Source organism: Haladaptatus halobius (genome assembly GCF_020618475.1).
GTDB lineage: Archaea > Halobacteriota > Halobacteria > Halobacteriales > Haladaptataceae > Haladaptatus > Haladaptatus halobius.
In genome coordinates, this window is sequence record NZ_CP085337.1 from 418,977 (window position 1) to 444,869 (window position 25,893).

The 25,893-nt window shown below is 48.4% G+C and carries 21 protein-coding genes; 10 read left to right on the forward strand and 11 right to left on the reverse strand.

Going from position 1 to position 25,893, the window contains the following annotated elements; genetic code table 11:
• Positions 1-65: 65 nt before the first annotated feature.
• The 10 genes from LIW51_RS25855 to LIW51_RS25900 form a co-directional block, all read right to left on the reverse strand.
• On the reverse strand, positions 66-290 hold the full coding sequence (locus tag LIW51_RS25855; RefSeq protein ID WP_227378330.1) for a hypothetical protein: 225 nt from the start codon (positions 288-290) through the stop codon (positions 66-68).
• A 417-nt stretch (positions 291-707) separates the two neighbouring features.
• The gene (locus LIW51_RS25860; RefSeq protein ID WP_227378331.1) at positions 708-1,184 is read right to left on the reverse strand and encodes a transcriptional regulator; all 477 of its coding nucleotides are present in this window, start codon (positions 1,182-1,184) and stop codon (positions 708-710) included.
• Between the two features lie 518 nt (positions 1,185-1,702).
• Positions 1,703-1,966 carry a hypothetical protein gene (locus tag LIW51_RS25865; protein WP_227378332.1) on the reverse strand — a complete coding sequence of 88 codons (264 nt, stop codon included), beginning with the start codon at positions 1,964-1,966 and terminating at the stop codon, positions 1,703-1,705.
• A gap of 1,614 nt (positions 1,967-3,580) precedes the next feature.
• On the reverse strand, positions 3,581-3,763 hold the full coding sequence (locus tag LIW51_RS25870) for a DUF7835 family putative zinc beta-ribbon protein (RefSeq protein ID WP_227378333.1): 183 nt from the start codon (positions 3,761-3,763) through the stop codon (positions 3,581-3,583).
• A 168-nt stretch (positions 3,764-3,931) separates the two neighbouring features.
• Entirely contained in the window at positions 3,932-4,759 is an 828-nt protein-coding gene (locus LIW51_RS25875) for a hypothetical protein (protein ID WP_227378334.1), read from the reverse strand.
• A gap of 927 nt (positions 4,760-5,686) precedes the next feature.
• On the reverse strand, positions 5,687-6,763 hold the full coding sequence (locus LIW51_RS25880) for a TIGR00341 family protein (RefSeq protein ID WP_227378335.1): 1,077 nt from the start codon (positions 6,761-6,763) through the stop codon (positions 5,687-5,689).
• A 127-nt stretch (positions 6,764-6,890) separates the two neighbouring features.
• A complete protein-coding gene (locus LIW51_RS25885; RefSeq protein WP_227378336.1) occupies positions 6,891-8,144 on the reverse strand; it encodes a WD40/YVTN/BNR-like repeat-containing protein in 1,254 nt (417 codons plus the stop codon).
• Between the two features lie 260 nt (positions 8,145-8,404).
• The gene (locus tag LIW51_RS25890; protein ID WP_227378337.1) at positions 8,405-9,586 is read right to left on the reverse strand and encodes a DUF7972 family membrane protein; all 1,182 of its coding nucleotides are present in this window, start codon (positions 9,584-9,586) and stop codon (positions 8,405-8,407) included.
• 783 nt (positions 9,587-10,369) lie between these two features.
• Positions 10,370-11,983, reverse strand: a complete 1,614-nt coding sequence (locus LIW51_RS25895; RefSeq protein WP_227378338.1) for a cbb3-type cytochrome c oxidase subunit I — start codon at positions 11,981-11,983, stop codon at positions 10,370-10,372.
• Between the two features lie 32 nt (positions 11,984-12,015).
• Positions 12,016-12,813: an MFS transporter gene (locus tag LIW51_RS25900; RefSeq protein WP_227378339.1), complete on the reverse strand. Its 798-nt coding sequence runs from the start codon at positions 12,811-12,813 to the stop codon at positions 12,016-12,018.
• 994 nt (positions 12,814-13,807) lie between these two features.
• Between LIW51_RS25900 and LIW51_RS25905 the strand changes: the two genes are divergently transcribed.
• Complete coding sequence (locus LIW51_RS25905) at positions 13,808-13,981, forward strand: hypothetical protein (RefSeq protein WP_227378340.1); 174 nt, start codon at positions 13,808-13,810, stop codon at positions 13,979-13,981.
• Between the two features lie 445 nt (positions 13,982-14,426).
• Here LIW51_RS25905 and LIW51_RS25910 read toward each other — a convergent pair whose 3' ends face one another.
• Positions 14,427-15,131 (reverse strand): DUF2182 domain-containing protein, encoded by a 705-nt coding sequence (locus tag LIW51_RS25910; protein ID WP_227378341.1) that lies wholly within the window; start codon positions 15,129-15,131, stop codon positions 14,427-14,429.
• Between the two features lie 898 nt (positions 15,132-16,029).
• Between LIW51_RS25910 and LIW51_RS25915 the strand changes: the two genes are divergently transcribed.
• From LIW51_RS25915 to LIW51_RS25955, 9 genes are all read left to right on the forward strand, one after another.
• Positions 16,030-16,980, forward strand: coding sequence for a WD40/YVTN/BNR-like repeat-containing protein (locus tag LIW51_RS25915; protein WP_227378342.1), 951 nt, complete (start codon positions 16,030-16,032; stop codon positions 16,978-16,980).
• 89 nt (positions 16,981-17,069) lie between these two features.
• Entirely contained in the window at positions 17,070-18,650 is a 1,581-nt protein-coding gene (locus LIW51_RS25920; protein WP_227378343.1) for a permease, read from the forward strand.
• Positions 18,651-19,003: 353 nt separating this feature from the next.
• A complete protein-coding gene (locus LIW51_RS39490; protein ID WP_368411868.1) occupies positions 19,004-19,120 on the forward strand; it encodes a YHS domain-containing protein in 117 nt (38 codons plus the stop codon).
• A 962-nt stretch (positions 19,121-20,082) separates the two neighbouring features.
• Positions 20,083-20,907, forward strand: a complete 825-nt coding sequence (locus LIW51_RS25930; protein ID WP_227378345.1) for an MFS transporter — start codon at positions 20,083-20,085, stop codon at positions 20,905-20,907.
• A gap of 497 nt (positions 20,908-21,404) precedes the next feature.
• Positions 21,405-21,698: a helix-turn-helix transcriptional regulator gene (locus LIW51_RS25935; RefSeq protein ID WP_227378346.1), complete on the forward strand. Its 294-nt coding sequence runs from the start codon at positions 21,405-21,407 to the stop codon at positions 21,696-21,698.
• 108 nt (positions 21,699-21,806) lie between these two features.
• Entirely contained in the window at positions 21,807-22,121 is a 315-nt protein-coding gene (locus LIW51_RS25940; protein WP_227378347.1) for a hypothetical protein, read from the forward strand.
• Between the two features lie 114 nt (positions 22,122-22,235).
• Positions 22,236-22,559, forward strand: coding sequence for a hypothetical protein (locus LIW51_RS25945; protein WP_227378348.1), 324 nt, complete (start codon positions 22,236-22,238; stop codon positions 22,557-22,559).
• Between the two features lie 339 nt (positions 22,560-22,898).
• On the forward strand, positions 22,899-23,570 hold the full coding sequence (locus tag LIW51_RS25950) for a DUF7504 family protein (RefSeq protein WP_227378349.1): 672 nt from the start codon (positions 22,899-22,901) through the stop codon (positions 23,568-23,570).
• A gap of 218 nt (positions 23,571-23,788) precedes the next feature.
• Entirely contained in the window at positions 23,789-25,858 is a 2,070-nt protein-coding gene (locus LIW51_RS25955) for a hypothetical protein (RefSeq protein ID WP_227378350.1), read from the forward strand.
• Positions 25,859-25,893: the final 35 nt, after the last annotated feature.

Consider the following 25,893-nt stretch of genomic DNA (forward strand, 5'->3'; position numbering starts at 1 on the left):
ACCCGCCACCCCTTGATCTATACATAAAAAATTGAATAGACCGATAGGAAGAGTATGCGTGTTGCTCAGTGAGGGGTTCCAGTTGGCCTGTTGAACAAGGCGATGAAAGTATATCCGAGGTAGAAGCCAGTTCCGTGAATCCCCGTCTGGATCAGGAGTTCTTCGGGTGTGATGATTCCCAGAAAATGAATAAACCACATATCACTAAGGGAGATGAGAAACGCGAGAGCGTACGTGAACACCGCCCTGCGAATACTGAGCAGAGGACTTGCCCGTAATTGTTCAAGCATATTGTTGAATCTCCCGGCGAGGTGTATAGTCTTTTTCTGTGTCTATAACTCCGAACTGCCGACAGATGACAACCAGTACATGACCGATTCGCATTTTGTATTTTGCAGCCGCTCAACGAGTTACCGAGCTGCTGTCACAAAACGTCGTGCTGAATAGAGAGGGTGTCTCTATCACTGAATATCTGGAGAGAGTGCCAGAACTTCCACAAAGATTAGATACGTATTGTGAATCTATTAGCACATGTCTTCCAACAGCTAGCCAATCAAATGGACAAATCCAGAGTATATCGCAGCTGTTACTCCCTGCTACTCTCGCCTACGAACTTGCTCGTCGCTTTCAGTGATCAATACGCACCCTCTATTCAGCACGACTTTCTCAAATTGTCACTGATTGAGAGATTCAACAGAGCCACGGCGTTATTGAAGTAACGCCGCTGCTTTCTCGTCGTCGATGAGGTCGGCTTGCTGGGCGACTTTGACGAGCATTTTCTGGGTATCTTCAAGATCGCTGCGGAGCGCGTCAATTTCATCCTGCTGTGCCTGTATCTGCTCATGGAGGGCGTCGGTAGTCACACCGGGTGTAACCGCGTCGTCCATCTGTGTTTCTGTGAACGTCTCTCCCTCGTCGGTGAGCCGCCACACACGTGCTTTGGACCCCCCGTGGGAGACGTACTGACGCTCTGCGGTTTCCGTGATGAGACCCCACCGCTCTAGGGTATTCAGATGGTGGTTCATACTCCCGCTGGGCACGCCACTGCGTTGGCGCAGCGTGGAGGTATCAAGTTCTCTTGTATCAGCTTCCTTGAATACGGTGAGGAGATTCCGGCGCTGCTCTCCGAGTTGCGCGGCAATCTCGTCTGGTGCCGGTGTCCCGGCGTGAGTATCATCTTCCATAGGCTTCTACACACGGCTATAACGGGTTATGACGGCATTAATATTATGACTAAATATAACCGTGGTTAGAAATACCGACACAAAACACCTCCCAACAGAACATCGCCGAGTGCTACAGGAAAACTGGATACTACGAGAAAGTAAAAGGCAGATGATAGTGGGAGGCTGTGATGAAAACCGAGCGTCTACATAGTGGGCACCCAACAGGGCGCCATAGACTGCATCCCCAATATATCACAAAACAGACGTATACTACAATAGCGCAAGTGGGCACCCCGGAGGGCAAAGCAGAGCCGAGCAAATCCCGTGAGAAGCGGCGGACAGACCACGCCGACACATGGGACAGTCCACCCGAAGTCACGCGAGAAAGCAAAGAGCGAGACAGTGAGACAGTCAAGCCATAGCGAACCTAGAGGGGGAAGAAGCAAAGAAGCGAAAAGGGACAGTTCAAAGGTAGCTCATAGTCACTCTAGTGGAATGAGAACGTATCTATATCTCCGTGTATAGTGCGAGAACCCTCAGTTCTTGCGTTGGTAATAGAGTTCAACGAGTTTGAAGACAGCCCAGACCGTGATTAAGATGGAACTGATGAAGACAATGTTCATCCCGAGCAGTGAGAGTGGCTGAGCAATCCCAAGCAGGTCAAGTGTGAACCCGACGAGTGCGCCCAGGGCGCCGAAGATGATGGGGCCGACGATGATGAGCGCTAGCAGCGACGCACCGATGACTTCGAGGAGGTTCCGCGTGTAGGGCTGCTTGAGTGACTGGACAACTGAACTCATAGATAATAGCACAACTGCAGACACAATAAAAATTTCTATAATATTCACAGTGCATCTAATAGGGGCACAAGAAGTGGTTTTCAAAATCAGCGACAGTAAGAGTGAGGACAGTCCTCTACTACCGAACAGACCCAAAAAAGACGCAAAACGCCCACGATGGGGTGTTAGCCGGAACTCACGACAGGTGAGGTGCCACTATGCGCGACACACGGCAACTCACTGTGAGAGACAGGCTGGGGTGCCAGCAGGAGCACGCACTGTCCGGGTACCGGTGTGACAGCATCATCTGGGTGCCACTCTAAGCGCACCAGTGGGGTGCCCTCTTCTGCGAGACAGCGCAATTTCAGTGAACGAGATCGACAGCGGGACGGCAACAGCACGAAGGACTGTCCACCAGCGACAGACTGCGGTTCCGCCGGCCACCGACAGGGGAACTGTCAACTCTGGCGACCAGCACGCCCTGGACTCTGGCGGTGTCCCGCTGGAGGGACTGTCCACCCTCCCGGGAAAAACTGGACGTCCAGTAGCGAGAACGGGGACTGTCAGTAGCGAGCTCCGTTAGTGGGACTGTCACTGTAAGCGTACCAGCCATGAGAGGCGGTGAAACGCCTGAAAGCACCCAGATTACTACGGAAATCTGGTGTCCGGACCACGCGAAATAGGGGACTGTCAGCCAGACCAGTGCAGGCCGACTGTCCCACCCGCGATAGCAGGAGCGGTCATTCGGCGCAATCTTGTGCAGTCGAGAGGGTCAGTAGTCGTTCGTTGAATAGAGAGCATGGATTAAGCAAGTAGGAACGGTGTTGGAAAATAGATGAAATAGTAGTTTCACTCTTCACAATATTTTCCAATTAAGAAAGCATCCCACTTTCTATGGAGACCGAATCTCGCTGGCCACGTTGGGATGTTTTTTTCCTCCTGTTAGGTGTTGGATTCCTCCTTTTTACAGTATTCACTGGCGCTGGAGGGTGCGCACCGGTTGGTGGATATAACGGCCCATCTGGAATCCATTATTATATTCTTGAAATTTCAGAGATCGGATTTGCGTATGGAAACAGATGTCAAATTACCTGTCAAACACTTGGGATAGTCCTCAGTCTCCTTTGCACTGGAATATTCACTGCCGGTGTTGCACTAAGCAGTTGTGGTACACCGATCTCGAGTGATTGTGAAGTGGGCTGGTTTAGTTCAGTAGACTGCCTTCTGTAGATCGGCGTAAGAACTGTCACTGACAGCGAACCGATGAGAGTATCTGTGAGAGCAAAAGTGATTGTGGGAGGAAAGGGAGTCTACCTGCTGTGTACGGACGATTTACTTCGGAAATGTGGTGTGGTAAAAGTGGACTATCCAGATGGCAGAAGCCAACTGTCTGCACTGTTGGGATTCACTTGAAAGATGGGGTGGTTCACACCGGGTGGGCACCATGTTTTCGCCTGGCCGACTGTCCGCTGAGTACGACTATTTGTAAGCAGCAGATATTCTGTTGGGTGCTGGCTACAGTCAAGGCAAGTAATTAGATTGGAGATCCTCTGAAATCCGGAGTTTCGTGGCGTTGACTGTTCACTGCTGAAGCCATTAATCCATAGAGTTTCAGATGCTTTTTATCACGCCTTTTCAGACATCATTCATACGTTGGCTTGTTCCCGTACCACATTCTAAACATTCTGCAATACGATATGGTTCCCGTGAAAACCCAACTCCATCATTCTCGCCTTCTTCGATTATTTCTATGGAAATCTTGTGCGTGGTTTCCCCTTCACAGGTTGCACATTCCTCGACATGGGTTTCTTCATCCATATCGGATCTTCGGTAGCCACCTTTAATTAGCTGCTCGAAAACTCCAAGGCATAAAGGACAAAATCAGAACCTTTGCCATCCGTGGTGACGCTTAACGCCTGTATTCTGCTCATATGTGTTACCAACACAGATGCAAGAACTACAACGGTGACTGTAACAAATCCTGGTTTATATTTTCTCTGGGTTATTCGTTTTTTCCCTAGCAGCCTCTTCGGCCGACATTGGAACCCCTTCTGGTGGGTTTGTTTTCGAATTTTCTCCTGTTTCTGTGTTCTTAGTAATGATTTCACCGCCGTTAGTACCAACAAGAGACCCTTCAATATTTGAGTTAATGACCTTCGTTGTCCCGTACCAAGACCAGACACCGCGATTATTGACTGTTCCAGGTTGTGAACAGTTTTCACCGCAAGGCGGTGTGGTTTCATCTACTTCAACGACGGTGTTTTTTACATACGCTGTTCGGTCGCCTTTTGCGTTCATTCTGATATTAGAAATATTGTTGCTTCGGAAGTAGGAATCTTCAACGTGTGTTATCCCGACTGCACCCTGAGTTCCAGGTCCGGATGCATAAAGGCCGTTATTGACCATATTAGCCATGTGAATGTGACGGACGTTGATAGTACCTCGATGAGGGAGATTAGCATTCACCCATATTCCACCACCACTTTTTCGGGGTTGCATACCATCTCCCAGGTAGACATTCTCAATAAGACCGTGTCCGTTGGGAGACTTAACGCCAGGAGTCATAATGAAGTTTGCACCATTATGTTGACCCTTGATGCCGACGTTTCGGATCGTCCAGCCACTGCCATTCGTTTTGAACAACACCCCCGCATTCTTTGCGGTAATGTCGATGAGAACGTTTTCAAACGTCTCTTGGTCACTGATCTCAATGAGTCTGTTCTCACTGGGAGAAACGGTAATCGTCTTATAGGACTTTGATCCGGCTTTACCGCTCCTGCTCATCGTGGCAGCTGCAGCAATCGTTGATCCCACTGATTTGAGGTATGCCCGGCGGTTGCAGAACGATTCAGTATCTTTTTCGTTATCGCTAGGTAGACGCCTCATAGTATGCTCTTTAATGAACTTTTTGTCAATTTTGGAACTCAGAAGCGAGTCTTGCGATTCTACGATAAATATTCGTTATAAAGTAATGATCAAGACCTAATGAAAGGACGAAGCTAACGAATAAACGGTGGTAGTTCACTGTTTGATTGTCTTCCCTATTTCGTGCTGAGCGGTATACTGCATCCCCGGTACTTGTACCGCGAGAGCTTGCTCGGCGGTGTTCCGTCTTAGTGGTGTGCCGGTTCGAACGCTTTCAAGAAAGAATTGTAGTTCCGCTGTAAATGCATCCTCTGTTCAATGAAGGGCTGCGCAGAGGATGACGACTACTCTGAATTCGGATAAGATAGTCTATTCCACTAGCAGTGTTGTTCAATGCATGGGATGCGTTTGTTCTGCGATACTCGTTCATCGTAGTGTTTTTTCCCTAACAGTCGGAGCTGGTTTTCGGATATCCTTTGGCAACATTATATCAATTTTCTCAGTGGAAGCTATTGAGTACTCGGTCAGGATCTCATTCATACCCACCCAAGTAGGTATGTCGTCCGAACCTGGCTTATGCCCACACCAGCAGTTTGTCTCGTATACGTAAAAAAAGGGAGTATAGTAGAATTTTCCATCCTATTCAAAGCGGTCAAATGTCTAATACGCTCGATTATTAAGCGATGAAGTGGGGTTCCGCGAGGACTTTGGGTGCCGTTCGGCAAACCCAGTCTCAATGTGTATCTCACAACGAGAAGCAGAATTTCCAGTAAAGTCGAACGTTTTAAATCGGTGGTCGCCATCTAAATCTCTCCGCTACTATATTCATCGTCCATTATCGTTAGCTATCGTTATTTTACTCGCTTAGAGGTATCGTCATGGATTGTAGTGAATTCCTGGGATATGGTTTAAGTCACCTCGAGTGAGCTGGAACAGTAGTATTATAAATAACAGAATTAGGATAGAAAATAGTACAACCCTTTTCAGGATTATGCTTCGCGTCTGCCGCAACTCCGACCATGTCGCGGGATGATACCCCATATACCAAAGTGTGAGGGTTCCAGTCAGCGTCACAGATAAAAGGTTCAAGAGAACTACTGCGCTCGTTCCGACTACTATTGTGAGTCGCCCCCACGCAAGGGCAGTACCTAAGACACCGATCGGCAGAACGACAGCAACGGCAACAACCATACCAACGAGACCGGTCATACTCTGATTCCCGAGGCTAAGTGCGCCGACGGTGCCAGCACTCAGAGCAATAACGACTAAAAGAAACGGGGGAGCGGTGTAGCTGCTGATCTTGAGAAGCGAATCAATGCTCCTATCTAGCAAGACTAGCGGAGTAATCTTAACTAAGAGGGCGAAGATGAACGCGCTTACGACTGCAACGACTACACCAACGATTTCCAATTTTATACTCCGAATAAAGAGATTCTGATCGTCAAGCACTGTTGCAACACTTATTGCGATCGGAGGCCAGATCAATGGTGAAAGCACCATCGATCCGATCAGCACCGTCACTGAGCCAAGTAAAACTCCGGAGGTGACCAAGATTGCACTGATGATGGACAAGGGAATGTAGATGGAAAAACTCGGCAGTAGATCGGCCATCTGCGAATGTAATTCGTTTCGAGAAATACGATGACGATCAAGGTTCGTGACCGACTTTAGTGGTTGCTGTAATTGCTCGAATTGCTTCGAAGCGATAAGTTCTGGATCAGTCACGATCGTATACATATCGTTGCTGATCCCCTGATCACGTAATCGGTCTCGTATTGGTTCGACTGCACGTGTCGGTAGTGGAAAGGAGATTACAGCGAGGGCGTCCGACTCATTAGTCTGCTTGGATATAGTATAATCGATACCTTCCGTCTCAATGATTTCAAGTGTCTTCTCATGAGCTTTTTCCGATAGTACTGTAACCTCGACTAATCGTACATCTTCCTTTACCATTGTAACCTATATAAATATATTCTATAAAATTGCTAAAAGGGTAAATTGTTCCCTTATTCAAATTTTAGAAACAAACGGCACTTGCGTAGTGGTTCTATTGCAAGTATATACGGGATAATTATTATCGTCAGTTACTTGTTCCACTCTCGTCTTTTATTGATATTAGATCACCATTGACGATAGCATAAATTTCATTTGGATTACCGCTCGTAACGGCGACCTTATTGATACTCCCGGAGAAGCGAAAGTCATCGATGAACCCCTTGACGTATCCTCTAGCTGTACTACCTTCATGAATATCGACCGTGACGCGTTCATCGTCCTCGCAACGTGGGCTTTTCTCAATGGCGCCGTCAACCTCAACCAGATACTCGATTCGCTCACCTGACCCGCGACTTCCGTCGATTAGAAGCTCATTGTCTTTCGGTTTTGTAGCAGTGTAGAAGCCGCGTTCGAGGATCGTTCCGCTCGACCCAACCGCAACGCTAGGGAATTTTCCGGTCGTATCGAGTGCGACGCCGCGGAACGTAGCCGAGGTCGGTGTACTTTCGGAATTCCATCCCTGGTGCTTGCGGTAGTCAAAGAGATTTCCACTACCGCCGCCGGCAAGCCCCTTTCCGTTGTTCCATTCGATGTCATAGAGAATAGTACCGCCAGCGTCGGTTTTCGTCCATACGGCACCGTTATATCGGAAGATCGATCCGTCACCGCCGGTCACATAGATTCTATCCTGAGAGACCGCAGTAATCCCGTAGAGTGCGACGCTTCCGCTTCCACTAAGACCGATCGTTGACCAAGAGTTTCCACCATCGGTCGTTTCGTATACCTTACTCGTTGTATCGCAGATATAGCCAATTTTCTTGTCGAGAAAGTCGATGCCCTTTGCGCTTGAGCCACCCCCGGGTTTGATGACATTACTCCACTCCATCCCCCCTTCAGACGTCTTTGTTCCCGTGAGAAATTCACCGGAACCGTTGACAAGACTTACACGCTCGTTATCTGCTTGTCCAACCGCTGCGATTGCCTCCCAAGTGCTCGTTTTTCCCTTCGGTGCGGAGTAGTCAGTAACCTTCTCTTCGACGACGTCGTACTGGCCGATGACGCCGCTACCGCCTGCGAACCAGACATGGCGACCGTCGCTCGTCACGTCGCACGAGCGCAAGGGATTGCTCTTTACTGTCGGTCCTTTATCGAGAACTTTCTTCCATCCGTCGATGCGGCGAGCGAGTACATCACCGCTTGCACCGACTGCGTACGGTCCTTCTTGAGTCATTGTCGCATCGTAGAGTACGCTGCTGGACGGGGAGTTCACTTCATCCCATGAGTATTTGCCTGCCGAAACCGTTCGTGGGACGCCGACGCCGGCCGTCACCGCACCCATGAATTTGAGAATTCCACGCCGAGTGTGCTTTCTACGCATCTCATTACGACTGTTGCGGTATGTGGTGTTAAAGTGTCATGTATGGTCAGTTAGATATACAATCATTGTTGAAGATGTCATAAGATGCTTGGTTGAGATCTCATGCTTTAGGAGTGATACGCTTGGTTGTCTATGTCCGCCGATACTACTGAAGTGACCTATTCAGTTCCTAAATTAGTACAGTGAATCACTCTTACTGAAAATAAGATATTTACTTTTTATTAAACGCTAAACACTCCAGGAGCCGCACTCCGTTTGACGATGGTCGCAATCCGTAGAACATACGAAAATAGAATAACAAATGGAGCGACTGCAACCGTGAGCGACAGGCTGATTAGCAGCAGAAATCCCAATCCGCGACTAGGAGTGGAATCACCCGAATACAGCATCACGATGAAAATAGAAGTTAACACCGCAGCGACGCCACTGTACGCTAAAAATCGGGAGAGTTTTGCGAGCTCCTGTTGGAAATAGATGATTTTGAAGTACTCACGTAGCACATCCGTCGCCACCAAGACCTCTCGTAAATCATCTAGCAAGGCGATCGCAGTCTCCGAAAGAGTTTCGGCATATCTTTTCTGAATTCGGCGTGACGTGTTGATCAGATCTGAATAATCACCGTTCATGAGGGACAAGAGTAGCTCAAACACGGAGGGATCGCCCTTCTGTAGTTGGTTGTCTATGTTCTCAATTCGATCGACGATAGAATTCAAATACTCGTCGATTTCTCGCCGAAACTGGACGTTAGGGTTATCGTCACTTATTTCGTCAAGAGCGCTCCCGCGGTCTATGATGATCCGGTTAATGCCTAAAAGGAACTCCGACGGTTTGGTGGGACTCACATCGGTGTCCGGCGTCATCTCTTCGATGTGTATCCGAAACTCGCTCAAACTATCGAATTTTCCCCGAATACTAGTCGGTGTACCGGGTGCGCCGAACAGCCGCGCTAAGGCAAGCTGATTGATTCCAATTACGATAGGAACGAACGAGAATAGCCCGGCGATTATCGTACTAAACATCGTCGTCACGAAATTGCCGTTTTGTACTCCAATAATTTGAGTCATTCCGAGTACGATCGAGCCAAGAAAGACCATCGCCAGTATGCTACCAATAATGGTCCACCGATTTCCCTCAAGTAAAAACCACTCGCGGATGCTAGTGCGGGTCGTCTCGTCTTCAATTATCGACTGTCCTATACTCAGCCCGGCCATAACGACCCATCCAATTGCCCAGAGGAACGCACCAGCAAGCCATCCGATCGCCCAGAGAGCCGCCCCACCGATCCGTAATATCTTCAGGAACAGCGGAACCACTGACTCGGATAACTCTTTACGCGGATTTTGTGAAAAGGGTAGTGTCTTGCCGTTTGACTGTTCATCTTGAGTTGTTTTATCGTCGGCCATAATGATAGTGTCAGAGTGTACGTCACAGGTGAGTCGAACAATCGATGATTCTTAGAACGTCAATTTGTTCCCAATTATACATAGAATTATTATCAAGATATTTGGTGCAGTTTGACTACCGCATTCGATGATAATGAAGCAGTTCCGTATCGGTATCTCCGTTGGACGCAACGGTCGAACGATACTTTTCTCAAGGAACGGAATATTCTACTAGTTTATCATCGTTCAACCGCAAATTGATACGGACTTTTCTAGCTAGGTGTGCTTTGCACTCCCCTATTCGCGCCTTCGAACCTTCGGAAGTGACTTTCGAACTGAATGCGTTGTACTTTCTGAATTACGTCGAACGAGAAACTCAGATCTATTCGGCTGGGATGTCATCCATGCCTGAATCGAGTGGCATGTCGTCCAAACCAACGTCCACCTTCTGTTCCACCTCGTACCGTGAAAAGATTGCTGATGGTTCAGTTTTCCATATATTCAATTGATGTACCGTTTTCGATTGCGGTACCTAGTACGGTTTGGTGTGATACGAGACCGAGGGAATATGTTTCAGTGGTAGTTGTTCCATCTCAGTTATATTATCATCGATGAATCGCGAATGTCTTGTGGAATCGTTCTACACTACAGTTGTGGGTTTTCGCCTGGAATCTATGTAATTACTCAATCTGAAAGCGTTTGGTGGACAAGACGGTGATAACGTTAGTAGCGTCATTGGAAGGCCGTGGTAGCTACAACCATCTCATTTAAATGTTTGATGAGATGTATGCAATTGCGCCGTCGCTAATCATCGTCGTCCGTCCCAGTGTGCTCCTCTAACCGATTTTCGAGCCACTCCCACTCACGTGTGAATGCATCATTCGCTCTAAGATCCCATACATCAGCGTTCTCAATTTTGCGCCCGATGCGCACCGATCGAAGCATATTCCAGATCCAGAACAACTGTCCGAAGCCGATGAGGTATGCGCCAACAGTTATGATTTGTTGCAGCGGCGCAAACTGGTCTGGGTACACCGCCATGCGTCGTGGCAGGCCACTCTGGCCGAGGAAAAGGAGGCTATTAAAGGTAATAATCACGCCCACAATAGTTAGCCAAAAGTGGATCTTTCCGAGTTGTTCGTTGTACATTCGTCCGGTCATGACGGGAAACCAGTAGTAATTCGCCGCGAACATCGCAAATAGAATCATTCCTACTAGGATAAGGTGAAAGTGTCCAACAACATAGTAAGTGTCGTGGAGCAGAAGATCAACCGGGACGGCCGCCAGAAAGACGCCAGTGACACCGCCAATGATGAAATTCACGATCGCACCGACGCAGAACAGCATCGGAGTAGTCAGCCTGATTCGGCCGTTCCACAACGTCGCCATCCAGTTGAACGTTTTCACAGCACTTGGCACGGCGATGGCCAGCGTCACCGCCATGAAGCTCGCGCGAAGGCGTGGGTCGATGCCAGTGGCAAACATATGGTGTGCCCAAACGCCAAAGGAGAGAACACCGATGGCGAGCGTCGAGTAGACAATGAACTTGAATCCGAATAGTTTTCGCCCGGCGAACTTCGGCAGGATATAACTGATCAACCCCATCGGGGGGAGGACGAGGATGTACACTTCAGGGTGTCCAAAGAACCAGAACAGATGTTGCCACAGGAGCGGGCCGCCCCCCTCGACGGTGAAAAACGTCGTTCCGAAGTTACGGTCAAGCAGAAGCATCACGAGTGCGCTACCTAATACCGGAAACGCGAAGATGATTAGCCCACCTGTTGTGAGCATCGTCCAAGAGAAGATGTCGAGGTCGGCCCAGTCTACGTCACTGCTTCGCTGCGCTATGATAGTCACGACGAAGTTTATCCCGCCCATTATTGTACTGAGTCCACTGAGGTGAAGCCCCAGAAGCACCAGATCAACATCTGGATTTGGTTGCTCGGCTGAGAGTGGAACGTAGAGCGTCCAGCCCGTCTTCGGCGGTTCGATGGCCTCGATCCCGATGAAGCTTGTGAGCAACCCCGCCCGCATCAGGAGTAATGCTGGAGGTAACACCCAAAAGGCGACTGCGTTGACGCGGGGAAACGCCATGTCGTTCGATTCGACGAGGAGTGGAATAAAGTAGTTCGCGACGCCGAAGAGAACCGGCATCGCAAACAAAAACAGCATCGTCAGCCCATGAGTCGTGAAAAGGGCATTGTACATTTCTCTCCCCCAAATACCCGCTTTCGGTGTCAGGAGACTCGTCCGGAACATCAACGCGTCTATTCCGCCCCACACCCCCGTCAATACGCCAAATACAATATATAGAGTCCCAATATCCTGGTTATCGACCGTCGTGAGCCATCTGACGATCCCATCCGGTTTTTCTCGTCGGGCATCGCCACCGCCGTCGCTAGTGTTTCTTCGTAACATACTGATCAACCACTGGAAAGGTTCGTCTATGTTTATTGTTCTGAATCCGACCACCCTATTTGGGCGACGAAGCGCAGAAATTCCAATACTCCGAGAAGGCCGATGACGGTTGCAAGACCGAATGCAAGCTTCGGATTGATCCCATACAACCAACCGCCGATCAGTGCACTCGGAACGGCGACCGTCTCACGGACTAGGTAGTACGAATCGACAGTTCGACTATGCGCGCTTGTGATCTGGTCGGCAATCAACGCCTTGCGGGCGGGTAAACCAGCGAACCGTAGACCGGAAAATGCAAAGAGTAGTCCGACAACAGCTGGATTCGCCGGAATGGTGATGTAAAACAGCGGGAACAGTGCAGTGATGAGGATGCTGGCCACTGCGATCGGTATGGGCCCGGCCCGGCGCGCGATTTCCGCGCCCGGACGAAGACTTAGCGCTACGATGAAAGTTTCAATTGCGAGTAGTACGCCGAAGAACGCGGTCGGCTCGAGATGATGGTCGAAAATCGTCGCATCGATGCGGAGGATGTCGGTGACGATGAGCACGAAAAAAATGGACACCATTCCATTGGCGAATCGGATCAAAGCGTCGCCAACAAGCAGTCGACGGTTGCTCGGCCGCGAGCAAATGGGGAGTAGAACGTGGGCGGAACTCACGATCTGTTCCCCGGTCACGCTGCTGTTCCCCTCACCGAGGACGTGTTGGATGACCGTGATCATTAGGCTGGTGCTGGCTGTAAGTGCGAGCAGAATCTGAAAGCCGGGGATGAATTTGACGGTAGTCGCGAGCAGACCGACCACGACCAGAAATCCGACGAGAAAGCCCACTCTGCGGATCGTTTCTACAGTAGCGAAGTCATCTAAAAAGCACTTCAACGTCGAACTCCGGGCTATAACTGGAGATGTAGCTTTGAGTCCGAATGATCTCCATGCCTGTACGAGTGGTAACCCGGCGAAAATCCAGACCCACGCTGGAACCGTAATACCGATAAATGTGAACCGGAGCTGTGGTGCGGCCAACCAGAGGAAGAATCCGAATGATGAAATGGCTCCCGCGGCAGTCAAGACGATTCGCGAGTTGATTTGATCTGGAACTCGACTACTGACGTACAAATACAAAGTGTTACTGAGTATCCCGACGGTACCGTAGAGACCGATAATCTCGGGACGTGCGCCGAGAACGAACAGATATTGGGGAACATACCATCCTATGACGTGTATCGACGCATTGAACAGGAAGACAGTTGCCGAAAGAGCAAATACGCCGGGATCGACGGCCAACAAACCTCGAAACGGATCTAGCCACCTGAGAGGATCATTGTCCGTGTCCATGTTCCAATAACTTACATCACTGATTGAACGATTGGTTGCTACGATGGCTCACAACGCAGTTTCGGCGTCGATCGTCAGATCAATTCATCGGCGAATATTACCGCCAATGTTCCGCCTTTTTCTGATCAAGCTACCGCAAGTTCCGCTAATGATGAGAAACGGCCAGCTATTGGTCGAGATTTCATCCGTGACTACTCGCGCCAGCCACGTCATCTAGACCTGAGTTCACTCTCCGTTTGATACTTAGCCATAAAAAGAGGATAAATATTCTACTTTTTCGACCCATTTTCATCATCTATTATTGTTATAGATGTGTGTGGTTCAAGTGAGCGGACACCACACAGAGATATATGGAGGATTTGCAACTCCATATCGAAACGACCTATCGGAGGATGGCACAGAGCGCGCTGCAGGCAAATAAGGGAGAATTAACTATCGACGGCAGAGCTAAATATATATTCGGTGTCAGAGGACAAAAAGATCGAAAGGGATGTCGACGATGCTAGCTATTGGATCGCTTCTCCTGTGGACGTTGTTTTGGTTCCTCATCGGTCTCGCCATTGTAGGCGGATTAATCTGGTGGATCGTTGAGGAGTGGAACGACGACGACGATCTTATTGACTACGACGAGCTCGAACGACGATGGAGAAAATACCGAGAGTAGCCGAATAGTAATTTAAACGTCCATTAATATTTTCTATTGTTTCGACTTGGCGATCCGATGGGGTAGACTACTCGTCAGCCGAGCAATTTTGTGATGATGGCAACGCGCAATAGGTACAAAAAACGGCGAGAATCAAGTCTCAAGTGAATGGAGAATGGCTAGTGTTCAGTTATTAAGGACAGTTACGGTAAACAAGGAAATATATCATTCTGGGTTACAGTGAATCAGTTACTGTGGGAGCTGAACTCCACAAGGAGAGATGCTCAGCGAGCATCTCCTCAGTTGAAGAATTGCGAATAAATCCCTTAGTTAACGGAGAAAATTCAGTCGTCCTGATGACAGATATCAAAAAGTAATATTTTTCAACGCAGTAAATTGATATATAACCTGCAAGAAAATACATGGCTCTAACCGCGAGAGGAGATTAAGACGGCGCGACGAGAATTTAAAAGACGAGAAGAACAAGACCACCGATAACACCAAGAACGCCGATGGCGGTCGCTATCTCCAATCTCCAATCGTTCATTCGTTCGATGGTGACGACCATCGTCAAGAGCAACATCCAGAACTGATTCATGGAACCGACAATGACCAAGAACGTAAAAATCATCCACGTACAACGGATGCAACTACGTCCGTGCTTGATACCATTGCGCACTGATTTGAGAAATATTGAGGAATGAACATCGTTAGAGACAGTGCACCGTACACAGCAGTTCATGAGACTTTCCCGTTTAATACCCGATAATTGGTAGATACCTGCTGTGACGGCTACACCGCCGACCACTAGCGACCCATGTGTACTTATTAACGCGGAAATATCGATAATACTAGCAACCGTCAGCGGCACGATAGCGGTACTGGTCCAGACCAACGAATAAGGGACAAGAAAACCAACGATGTATAGCGTTCGCGATACAAGCGAGCCCTCGGTTTGGTTGTAGTACTCACGGACGTACGGCGTCATCGCCGGAAACATCATCGCATTCATCATAACCCCCCACATGAGTGTAAACATGGCAGGATGGGATGTTCCCCACTGTTCTGGTACTCCCGGATACCACATTGGTTTCGTCATTTGCGACATTCCCGGAGTTGGTAGCCAGCCCTGGACAATGATCAGCCAGAGTAAAACGTCGACTGCTCCCATAACAGTAGTGACACTCAGTATGTTACGCCTTCTAATGTATTCGAAAAGTTGTTTATTAATAGACATCATGACTTCGATAACCGTGTTTCGACAGTGATCTGTCACTGTATTCGTGGATCTTCGCCTGTAATCGTGGTTTGCTAACTTTCCTCTTGATGAATGACCTCGCAATTACTCGCAAACTGTTTTCAAAAGCGTCGCACCGACTTCATCTCGGCATATATATCGCCCTCTCTCTTCGCTGAGAGACTCAGGACTATTCGGTCGGGACTTCATCCGTGTTTGCATAGAGCTTGACACGTCGTCCGAACCAATCCTGCAATCTCCACAAAACTGTCTTCCGGTAAAAAGATGGGCAGAATGATAGAAAAACAACTTATTAATAAAGATTCTCCCCTATCCAAATTGGGAATAAGCAGGATACGTAACTATTCAAAGCTACAGATGAAAAATCACCTATAAGAAAACGAGAGACCGTATAGGGGTGAGATCGGCGATCAAGCTAATTGAATCGACCCCCTTCATCCGATGGATATGGCGGTAGATTCATCGACCCCAGGGTTTTTATTTGATAGCCAAACTACCGGCAAATCATTCGCTCGGCTCTTTTTCATCGAAGAGATCGAAAGCACTCTACAGTCGAACGTTATCATCGTAACTTAACTAAATAGTGCCCGTATTAGAATATTATACTATCATTGATATTTTAGACCATCGGGATAGAAGTGTAACCCGAGACTTAGTTCGGATGACACGCTCTCTTCGCTGGGCGTGGATGACGTCCTAACTGCCAGCATGTTGTCTCGCATTTGAGCTAACGATAGATGAATCAATCCAATTAAAGGAATATATCAATAAAATGAGCTCCATATGCACTCGGCGTCGACTTCTCAAACTCATGAGCACCACTGGAATCATAATCGGAGTCGCAGGTTGTTCGTCAGAAACAGACACTACAAGCGGCTGGAGGAGAGTAGAGTCGCCAACTGAGAAGACACTTTATAGCGTCGTCCAGTCCACCAAGGGTCCGTACGCCGTCGGAGAGGGTGGCAAAGTCCTCGCCGAACGTCGCGACGGTTGGGTGGTCGTCGTGAAGCACGGCCCAACCGGTGAAGGAAACACCCTCAGGGGGACAGCTGTTTCAGATGACGGTCGTCATGTCTGGTTCGCCGGGGGAAGTGGCGTCCTCGGTGTCTATGACGTGGTCAATAGACAGATGACCGATTACTCCGCTCCCAAGGAAAAGACGAGTACCTGGGAGGATATTGCTGTAACAGGCTCCGCAGGTGGGGAACACATCTACTTGATAAACGGTTCAGGTGAACTTCTTCAGGGTGAGAACGACGGCGGTAAGGTCAATTGGGGAACGGTCATCAAACCCGGCGGTGGATCGAGTATGAAGGGGATCGCATTCGTCGACGAAGGGATCGGGTACATCTGTGACACGAACGCTAAAGTCTACGAGACGCTGAATGGTGGCGATAAGTGGAGTACGATTGGCATCGAAGGCGGCAGCGTCGGTCTATACGACGTGGCTCCCGTCAGTCCAGATAGAATCAATGTTGCGGGCGGTAGTGGATCCGTCTTTCGGTACAACGGATTCACGTGGACGAGGCTCAAGCTTGGTGAAAACACGATCAACGCAATCGATCGAACGAAGGATGGTGGTCTCGCTGCTGGCGGCGGCGGCAGTATTTACCGTCTAACCGACAATTGGCAGGTCGAACCAACACCGACAACGAACACATTGCACGGGATCATCGTTGGAACTGAGGATTTTTCAGAAACTGCCATTGGCGGTAGCGGGACAATTCTCCAGCGGTCACGTAACGACGGGTTCCTCAGCTGACGACCCCCGCTTAGCGGGCGTACTGGATCCTGAGTTTATCCTCACTATGCGTAGCATTGCAGATCCAAACTAAGGAATGAAAGTGGAAGATGGTTAACATTGTAACAGTTATCGGAACGCTCGTCGACGGAGTGGAACTCGCTGTCGATATGGCGTGGGAAACATGGTGGGCGCTCGTATTCGGCTTCACTCTCACGGGTGCCGTAAAAGTGTTCGTAAACGAGGAATGGCTGACACAAGTGTTGGGCGAGAACGGGTGGCGCGAAGTTGCGATCGGAACCTTGTTCGGCGCTTCCTCGTCGAGTTGTTCGTACACGGCCATCGCGACAACGAAGGCAATTTTCAAGAAAGGCGCATCGCCGGTCGCAAGCCTCGCGGCGTTCCAGTTCGCCAGCACCAATCTAGTAATCGAACTTGGTTTGGTGCTGTGGATTCTCCTCGGCTGGCAGTTCGTCGCGGCCGATTTCGTCGGAGGATTAATCGTTATCAGTCTGCTGGCGGCGACGTATATGTACGCCGTGCCAAATGAATGGTTCACGACCGCACAGAAGCGCCTTCAGTCTCGAGAAGAGGTTCGGGATCCGGTGTGCGGGATGGCAGTTGAACCGACGAGTGGCGAAGTAATCAAGCTCGAAACCGAGGGCGGAACGGAGTATTTCTGTTCAAATTCCTGTAAAGTAAGCTACGAGAACCGAGACGATGACCTCAGTTGGCGCGATCGATTTCTCAACGTTGACGGGTGGAAGAACGTCTTCCGCAATGCGATCGGCGAATGGGATATGCTCTGGGAGGAAATCGCTTTAGGCTTCCTCATCGCGGGACTACTCGGTGCATTTGTCCCCCGATCTTGGTGGACGGCGCTGTTCAGCGTTGGTACCCAGGGTTCTCTGACGTGGGTCATCGCTGGCTCAATCATCGGTCTCGTCGTGGGCATTACAACATTTGTGTGTTCGGTCGGGAACGTCCCATTTGCTCTCGTGCTCTGGACCAACGGAATTCCGTTTGGTAGCGTCATCTCATTCATTTTCGCTGATCTGCTAATTCCGCCACTCGTCAACGGGTATCGGAAGTATTACGGGGTGCGGATCGCAGCCGTACTGTTTGCCTCGATGTTCCTCGCTTCCGTTGTCGCGGGCGTGTTGATCCACTATTTCTTTGGAGCCTTTGGTCTAATCCCACCGCAGGGTGAAGCTGGAGGAACCGCGCCCGAAACCTATACTACGGTGTTGAATGTGGTCTTCACGGTGGTGTTCGCCCTCGAGGTGTACGTCACGTTTGGACTTGACCGCTTGTCGGAGATGGTAATTGCGGTTCCGAGAAAACTAAAGAGCGAGATTCGACGCGTAAAACGAATTCTTCAGGGGGGTAGGGAAACGGTGAGAGAGATGGTTCATGAACTACGAGAAGCGGTCAAACTTACGAGGGAGGCATTTAGTGCGCTAAAAGAAGCGCTCCGACTAGCGATTCAAGCATTCAGGTTAATGAAAGAAGCGTTCGAACTGATGCGGGAAGCCTTCCGACGGACAAGGAGGGCGGGACGAAAAATGAAGGAGGCCGTCCTTACGACGAGACGAGCGATCCAACGGTTGAAAGCTGCGATAGCTAGGGCTGGAGGGGCATTCTTAGTGCCATTTCGAAAAGTGAGGAATGCGCTACAAAGGTCAAATTGATCGATTGTCATTGTATGATGATTATGTTAATGATGTCCATATTTCAAAACAACTGGTCACCTCTATCCGTACATGGGGCAACAACAGCACCATATCGAACGACCGTTCCATAATCGATGTGACGGGGAAAGGAGGGTACGCCCGCAACGATGATCCTACCACTTCAACCGCTTTGGATTGTTATTGGGATTGGACTATGGTTTTTGTTGTTCCTATTAGTCACAGGAATCATTATTGTCGGTGTCGTCTGGTGGGTCATAAATTCAAATAGTGACTCGGCAGATGCCGAACCAACAGGAGATCCAACGGCAACTAGCAAGGACGATGCGACAGTCACGGATCCGGTCTGTGGAATGACGGTGGAGACGGAGACCGCCTCTGCGGAGGCTGACTATCACGGTGATCCGTACCACTTTTGTTCTGAAATATGTAAAGATCAATTCAAGGAAGATCCAGAACAGTATCTATAGTACAGTTATTTCTGATTAAAACATGCTTCAGACTGTACTACCGGATATGCATCGATTCGTGAGATGCCAACGGAGAGCGCCATAAAACAAGACAACTGATTGTGAAGAGACTGGAGCAGCGATATTGATCGAGATCGATCCGGACACCCTATTACTGAGAACACCAGTTCATGCACCGATCACTGACGGAAAATATAATGATATCCAGATTAGCATGGTTGAACGACGAAGATCACTTTCGGTATAGAATTCTATACGTTTTACTGGTTTTTTGTTGGTGAACATCGGACGTGTTACTGAACACCAGCTCGGACGACGCGCAACTTGCGCGGATGAAGTCCTAGCCCGACGAGTTACTTCTTGGTGGTTGGATCGATAGATAGTCATCACTCCGTTGCCGAGCGGTATCATTCTTGGATTTGGCAGGGAACCCGTAACAAACGCTCAAGCTCATGTGTATTTCGTCACGGCCCCACTTTGCCCCACAACTGCGGTAGATTGCTATCTGGATCACTCGGTAATACCACTCAGACGCTTCGGCTAACGATCGAACAACTGCACAAGCCATATTGGAGACTTCGATGCCCAACAACTGTACCCCCTCTTTCACTTTGTTCGTCACTAGCTCGTTCATCGTCGTGGTCGTCCTCTATACTCCTGAGTACCTCCGTCTGCTTGGTGCAGAGGCATGGTCAATCGGTCTGTTCGGGAGCGTCACGTTGTCTCTGCTGCTCATGGTTCCTGCCATTTTAACGAGACTATATATAGTGACGGGCGGGCGAGTTTTGTTGCCTGGATTGCTAGTCTCGATCGGGCTGATACTGTGGCTCACTGCGGCGTACCTCGGGGACGTTTCGCTCATCGTTGAGGTTCAATCGTGGGTCTGGATATTGATCAGTTTGCTCCTTCTCAGACGTTGGCACGGCGAAAAACGGTGCAAGTCACCCACGTCCTCCCAGCGAATGGATACCTTCGGCGCACACGCGATGATTCGTTATCAGGCTGCGTTCCTCATATCTGTCGGTATTGCAGCCGTGCTGTTTATCATCGTACCTAACTTCATCAAGGGTTATCAGATTTTGCTCGTGCTTACGACAATTATGGTAGCTGTTCTCAAAAGTCGTGTGGCTCACGACGCAAGCAAGTACGAATTTGATACGCTCAACAGTAAACGCAATCACCGTTCGTCACTTCCGGATACGTTTATCATGCTGAGGAACCTCCCTCCCTCTCTTCGCTCGCTACTGATCGCGGATTTGTTGCTGTCGTTCTCGGTTGGGATGGTAGCGTTCTTCGTCAGCATCGTCATCGTTCACCACCATCAACTCAATACGACTATCCTCAGCATCGACCTTCAGTCCGGCACAACGTTCGCACTCCTACTCGGTATTCAGACAGTGATGGCACTCATGGGAATATTTCCTTCTATGTGGCTTGCAAATCAAGTCGGATCGCGAGTTGTGGTCGGCACTGCGTTCTTCATCGTCGCCGTTTTTCCACTTCTGCTCATCGGTGGGGAGTTCGGCGGGACGATCACACTGTTTGCCGGTGTCGGTTGGTTTCTCGCAACCATACCTGTTCAAACGTCACTGCTCGCTGAACGAACCCGACGTCACCACGTATTCGACACCTACAGCATTGTGCGCCGGGCGGCAATTATCTCGGCACCCTTTGTTGCTGGGTTGCTCTACGGGAACGGTCCAGAACTTATGCTCGGGTTCTCCAGCTGTGTTGGCTTACTCGGCTATTGGGAATTTCTGCGGTTCGTTCGGAGGTCAAGAACGTGAACGATGTGAGAAAAATCCCAAAGGAGATCAATTGGTTGAGAATCATGATTATGATATCGGCTCTCTTGTCCCAGAATCACTCCCTTTCCACCATCACCGTGGAATGTAGTCTACTTTCACGTCTATTTTTCCTGATTCCAGGAAGTACCGTGTTCGTCTCCGTCATCGAGAGCGACGATTCTGACTTCATGAAATAGAATAGAAAGAAGTCGTGATTTCACCAAGGCGATTCTTGATAGTGTACTCTAGTAGAGAGACGATGCTTTCGCTTACAGAAGTCCTCTCCTATAAGGTGGCGATCATCTCTGAGTCGTCGTTTGTCAGCTGTGAACTGTGAATTGCCTATAATTTCAACTTGACTGCACTCGGTAATCAGGCCGATTAGCGGGTTCAACCCCCGTGTGCAGTCCTCGGCGGCACGGTAGCCGCCAGTGAGAACGATGAATACGAACGTAGAAAAATATGACACACAGATCCAGCCCTGTCCGCTTTTAGGCATGACAGGGTTCCAGCGGGATTTACTGCTCACTGTAGCGCTCCTCTCAGGGACGAACCCGTCGGGGAAAGACATCATGCATGAACTTGAGTCAGAGTACGGGGCGGCTGTCAACCATGGACGTCTCTACCAAAACCTCGGTGACCTCGTCGATACAGGTTTCATCCAGAAACTTCCGCTGGATGGGCGAACAAACGTTTACCGATTGACTGAACGAGCAAGCACGCAGTTGCACGCCCATTATGCGTGGGAGGAGAAATGTCTGCAATCGATCAATGAGGAGACCGTCGATTAAATCCGAGAATTATCCGGAAGCGGTCGAACATGAGGGTGGCCCCGTGGCGTGACATCGCCTAGTAGTCTCCCTTTCATGCTGATCGTCTGCATACACGGATCAAGGACTATGAACACGAACATCGCACTCGCGGTTCTACAATTGCTCGCGCTCGCGATTCCACCGATCGCGGTGCTCATCAAGATGCTTCGTCAATCCGAGAATCTACCATGGCGTTATCGACAGGTGAGCTTCGCGCTTGCACTGTCGAGCATCGTACTGTTTCTCGCCTCGGGAGGGGCGGTGTTAGTCTATCTGCTGTTGAATGTTCGGCTTTCACCGCTTCTTATGTTAGCATTAGCGTTCACTGTACTAGGGTTGGTACCATTTGCGTTGTTCACTGGCATACTGTATAAAGAACATAAGATGACTTTTGGACCGTGATTATAGAACCCAAACGAGAGTAGCGAATAGAAGAGCAGAATTACGACAACACGACATCAAATGAGATCGAGATGGCGGAGACTGATCTCTTGGACGTGGCTGTTGGAGAAACTGATGAGCCTGTTGGCGTCAATGAAATGGATTGAACTCAATGACGTACTCGGTGCGAAATTAGACCGAGGTCTCTCTCGCCACATCGAAGTATCGCTCCTGACAGACTCTTATTTGTTAGTTCTTATGATTGGGAATGGGAATTCAAAGTGGTACGACGTACCGCGTGATCCGACAGGGGAACACTTAGGCTACAAACGAGACAATTGGGCCGAATGGGAGGACGATGGAAAAATTGTCTTCACACCTGCAGCAGAGGCAACGGCTGACCCTGCAATAATCGTCGTGAATGTTGATTCGGTAACGACCGTGAAAGAATGGATATAATCACCGTTTAGGTTACGTCCCCTCATTTTAAGAGATTTTTCGCTTCCAGCATTTCGGCTTCCTCTATTCGCAACTTCGCTTTCTTTCAGTAGTACACAACCTGTTTTACATTACTAGTTCTGTAATTGTCCCTGTTATATGGTCAGAAATCCCAGAAAAAGCTGTTGTTTTATTGTGGTGCTAAATAATATTTTCCAGCGTACAGAGAGTGACCTGGTACGATAAATTCACAGAAGTAATTAGTTTGTATCCTTTTATTTTTAAATTGGAATATTATCCGAAGAACTATAGTGTTCTTCCTAGTAGTAACTGCATGGGCCACGTTCGGCGTGATACGTGATGAAGCGCGAAGAGACAAAATTTAGAAAATTACTTGAGAAATACAAAGAAGAAGGTTGTAACTTACTTGTCACAGGAAAAGTGTCAGATACGTCGAGAGCCCAATTGATCGAAAATATCCTCGGAACAAATAAAAAGGATCGGAAAAGAATTCTTGCTTTTACGCATACAAGCACTCAACAGATCGAATCCTACCTGCCCCCAGGGATTAGCATGGAGGATCCAGATGTTTGGGTTATTGATCAAGTAAACAATCATCGATCTATTCCAGCGGCTGCCGCAGAGACTGGAGTTTCGTCCTCGAACGATTCCTCTAGCAGCTTGGAACAACTTCAAAACGAAGTCATTACCGCTATTAGCTTTTTTGACTATTCAGAAGGCGGTCTTAACCCAGCACAGCTTCGTTTTTCTATTGATTCTATTAGTGGCTTATTCGACGCAAATAAATACAGAGTGGTTATGCAGTTTCTTCACGCAGTTACTGCGATGGTTCGTGGAGTACACGGAATGGGTTGGTATCATTTACCAGTAGAAGACGATTCTCAGATGGTCAACGAAATTTTACCAATATTCGACGCAAGAATTGAATTAAGACAGCAGAGTAGTCTCGTTCCAGATCAACGGTGGCATTTTCCAGATCATGATCTGACAACAGAGTGGGTACGGCTATAAACGGAAACGCAGTACCAAGAAACAAGTTAAAGGTTGAGTCTCAGTGCCGAAATAAAACGGTACTAGTGAAATTAGGATGAACTACACCACCGGTTCAAACTACCAACCCAATCAAGAAGAACCATACAGCTCCATGACAGGTTTCCATCGAAATAGTATTAGTAGCCAAACTTTCGCAGGGTTTAAGATTAATGAGTGAAAAATAGCGATGAGAGTCAATGGAGCTAGAATTTGAAATACATCCTAACCAATCCGGTATTCAAATTATAGATCCAGTGGAAAACGTCCAGTTTTCACTACACACCTTTACACCTATAAACCCCACCTCAACGAGCAAAGTTGATTTTCATTTTCCTATAGACAAAGTGACGAGTTTTATCACCTCCGCAATCGAGATTCCCAAGCTTATGAATGTTTTTATCCGTTCTCACTGCGGAACATTGATTGAGGAATACGATGTAAGTCATGAAAAGAAATCGTTACCATTAAGGAAATACAACATTGAACTTACCACTGCTCCTATCAAGCTCTATATTTTAGTCGAAAGTGAGATCACTTTGTATCGAAACGATGACTCAGTAGTTATCGAATTCAGTGAGCGTACAACCGTTGATATTGGCGCGCGTTCTTTCCATGAAAAACCAGCGGGAACTATAAGAACAACTAACAAACCAGATGATATGATGCGTGCGCTGTCTTTACTGGGATCGGCACTAAAAACAACCTCATGTGAGCGGTCATTTCCGACGCTTCGTGGGCATCCACCTACCATCAGGCTCGATGAGGAGCTAGTAGTTCCTGACGGGTTGAACAAACCGAATACCGAGATTCAACTCATCTTACCGCCAGAATATGATAGTATCTTCTCCGCATCTACCCTTGCTTATTACTTAGGTGCCGAGGTAATCCCTGGAAAGAATCCACGAATTCTCTCAAACGAGTTTGAGTATTCGCTGAACGGATCACGTGGTTACGAACAAACAGTCAACCGTGTTCTTCAACAGATATTTTTCTTAGATTGTCTTACTCGAACCGAAGGTTTCTATCAAGTTGACTTGTATAAACGAGATGCAGTGGAGTCGACTTTTGACCTCGATTTTGCAGATCTTTATGAACAACCTCTGTCAACCCAACTCACCACATACCTTGACATCCCGTTTGACTCGATCGCAAAATATATTCCAGAATGGCCTCTTACGACTGATATCCTTCCTCAACCTGAGAATGTCGAATTATTGCCCTTCGTCACGAATAACCTTGCATTGACCCGATGTATTTCGGAGGTGAATGCCACTTCCTCTCAACCCTCACCAGACTTCCTCACCGATTTCTACAGAAGTGGCTTCAAAAGGAGTGCTAGCCGTAGAACTTCGGAAGATAGAATCGTACAGCCTGATCCCGCCGAGACGATTGAACATGAATGGATAGGCAGGGGTTTTCCACTCGGTGCAAACAAAACAACTGCTACCTCGTACCGACGCCGGTTAGAATACCAGCCTCCAGAAAAGTCGAGTATTGATATTCACGTTGTTTGCAACGACGAACGGATGAAAAAGGAGGGTGTTGTAAACGAATTCTACGGATTTCGCGAACAACTCCGGTTCAATGTTTCAATCAACTACAACCTCAAATCCGAACAACTTCGAGAGCTACTAACTACTCCAATTGACTTCTTTCACTATATTGGCCATATAGATGATCACGGTATTCGATGCGCGGACGGCTACCTAGACGTCAGGTCGCTAAAGAACGTTAACGTCAGAGCATTCTTACTGAACGCGTGTCGCTCCTATAAGCAGGGAAACGCCCTTATCGAAAAGGGGAGCCTTGGCGGGGTTGTTACGCTCTCGGAGGTAGAAAATAATGCAGCTACCCGTGTTGGTCGATCGTTAGCACGATTACTTAACTGCGGTTTTCCATTACGTGTTGCCCTTTCGATCGCACAGGATGAATCACTAACCGGCTATCGATACATAGTCCTTGGAGATGGAAGTTTAACATTGGTACAACGTGAAAGTGGAACCCCAATCCTAATTAATATAAATTCAAATTCAGACAATCGGTTTGTGGTCGAACTCCAAGCATTTCCCGCTCCTGGCTACGAGGTCGGTACTATTTTAAGCCCTAATCTCCAGAATAATAGCGCCTATTATCTGAATTGGGGGAATATAGGTTCATTCGAAGTGTCAGGTGAAGAACTCGACCAATTTCTTGATCTTGAAATACTCCCTGTAAAAGATGGGAAAAATCTTTCTTGGAGTGATGAAATTTCTGCGTCAGACTTCTAGCATGGTTTTTCGCGCTTTTTGCACTTCTTTATTGG

Coding starts and splice junctions, on each gene's coding strand:
- LIW51_RS25865 (WP_227378332.1), bottom strand. CDS start 1,966: ATGAGTTCAGTTGTCCAGTCACTCAAGCAGCCCTACACGCGGAACCTC.
- LIW51_RS25895 (WP_227378338.1), bottom strand. CDS start 11,983: ATGTTACGAAGAAACACTAGCGACGGCGGTGGCGATGCCCGACGAGAA.
- LIW51_RS25935 (WP_227378346.1), top strand. CDS start 21,405: ATGACAGGGTTCCAGCGGGATTTACTGCTCACTGTAGCGCTCCTCTCA.
- LIW51_RS25920 (WP_227378343.1), top strand. CDS start 17,070: ATGGTTAACATTGTAACAGTTATCGGAACGCTCGTCGACGGAGTGGAA.
- LIW51_RS25855 (WP_227378330.1), bottom strand. CDS start 290: ATGCTTGAACAATTACGGGCAAGTCCTCTGCTCAGTATTCGCAGGGCG.
- LIW51_RS25915 (WP_227378342.1), top strand. CDS start 16,030: ATGAGCACCACTGGAATCATAATCGGAGTCGCAGGTTGTTCGTCAGAA.
- LIW51_RS25955 (WP_227378350.1), top strand. CDS start 23,789: ATGGAGCTAGAATTTGAAATACATCCTAACCAATCCGGTATTCAAATT.
- LIW51_RS25885 (WP_227378336.1), bottom strand. CDS start 8,144: ATGGGTGCGGTGACGGCCGGCGTCGGCGTCCCACGAACGGTTTCGGCA.
- LIW51_RS25950 (WP_227378349.1), top strand. CDS start 22,899: ATGAAGCGCGAAGAGACAAAATTTAGAAAATTACTTGAGAAATACAAA.
- LIW51_RS25860 (WP_227378331.1), bottom strand. CDS start 1,184: ATGGAAGATGATACTCACGCCGGGACACCGGCACCAGACGAGATTGCC.
- LIW51_RS25930 (WP_227378345.1), top strand. CDS start 20,083: ATGGATACCTTCGGCGCACACGCGATGATTCGTTATCAGGCTGCGTTC.
- LIW51_RS25880 (WP_227378335.1), bottom strand. CDS start 6,763: ATGGTAAAGGAAGATGTACGATTAGTCGAGGTTACAGTACTATCGGAA.
- LIW51_RS25870 (WP_227378333.1), bottom strand. CDS start 3,763: ATGGATGAAGAAACCCATGTCGAGGAATGTGCAACCTGTGAAGGGGAA.
- LIW51_RS25890 (WP_227378337.1), bottom strand. CDS start 9,586: ATGGCCGACGATAAAACAACTCAAGATGAACAGTCAAACGGCAAGACA.
- LIW51_RS25905 (WP_227378340.1), top strand. CDS start 13,808: ATGTCGACGATGCTAGCTATTGGATCGCTTCTCCTGTGGACGTTGTTT.
- LIW51_RS25910 (WP_227378341.1), bottom strand. CDS start 15,131: ATGGGAGCAGTCGACGTTTTACTCTGGCTGATCATTGTCCAGGGCTGG.
- LIW51_RS39490 (WP_368411868.1), top strand. CDS start 19,004: ATGACGGTGGAGACGGAGACCGCCTCTGCGGAGGCTGACTATCACGGT.
- LIW51_RS25945 (WP_227378348.1), top strand. CDS start 22,236: ATGAGCCTGTTGGCGTCAATGAAATGGATTGAACTCAATGACGTACTC.
- LIW51_RS25940 (WP_227378347.1), top strand. CDS start 21,807: ATGAACACGAACATCGCACTCGCGGTTCTACAATTGCTCGCGCTCGCG.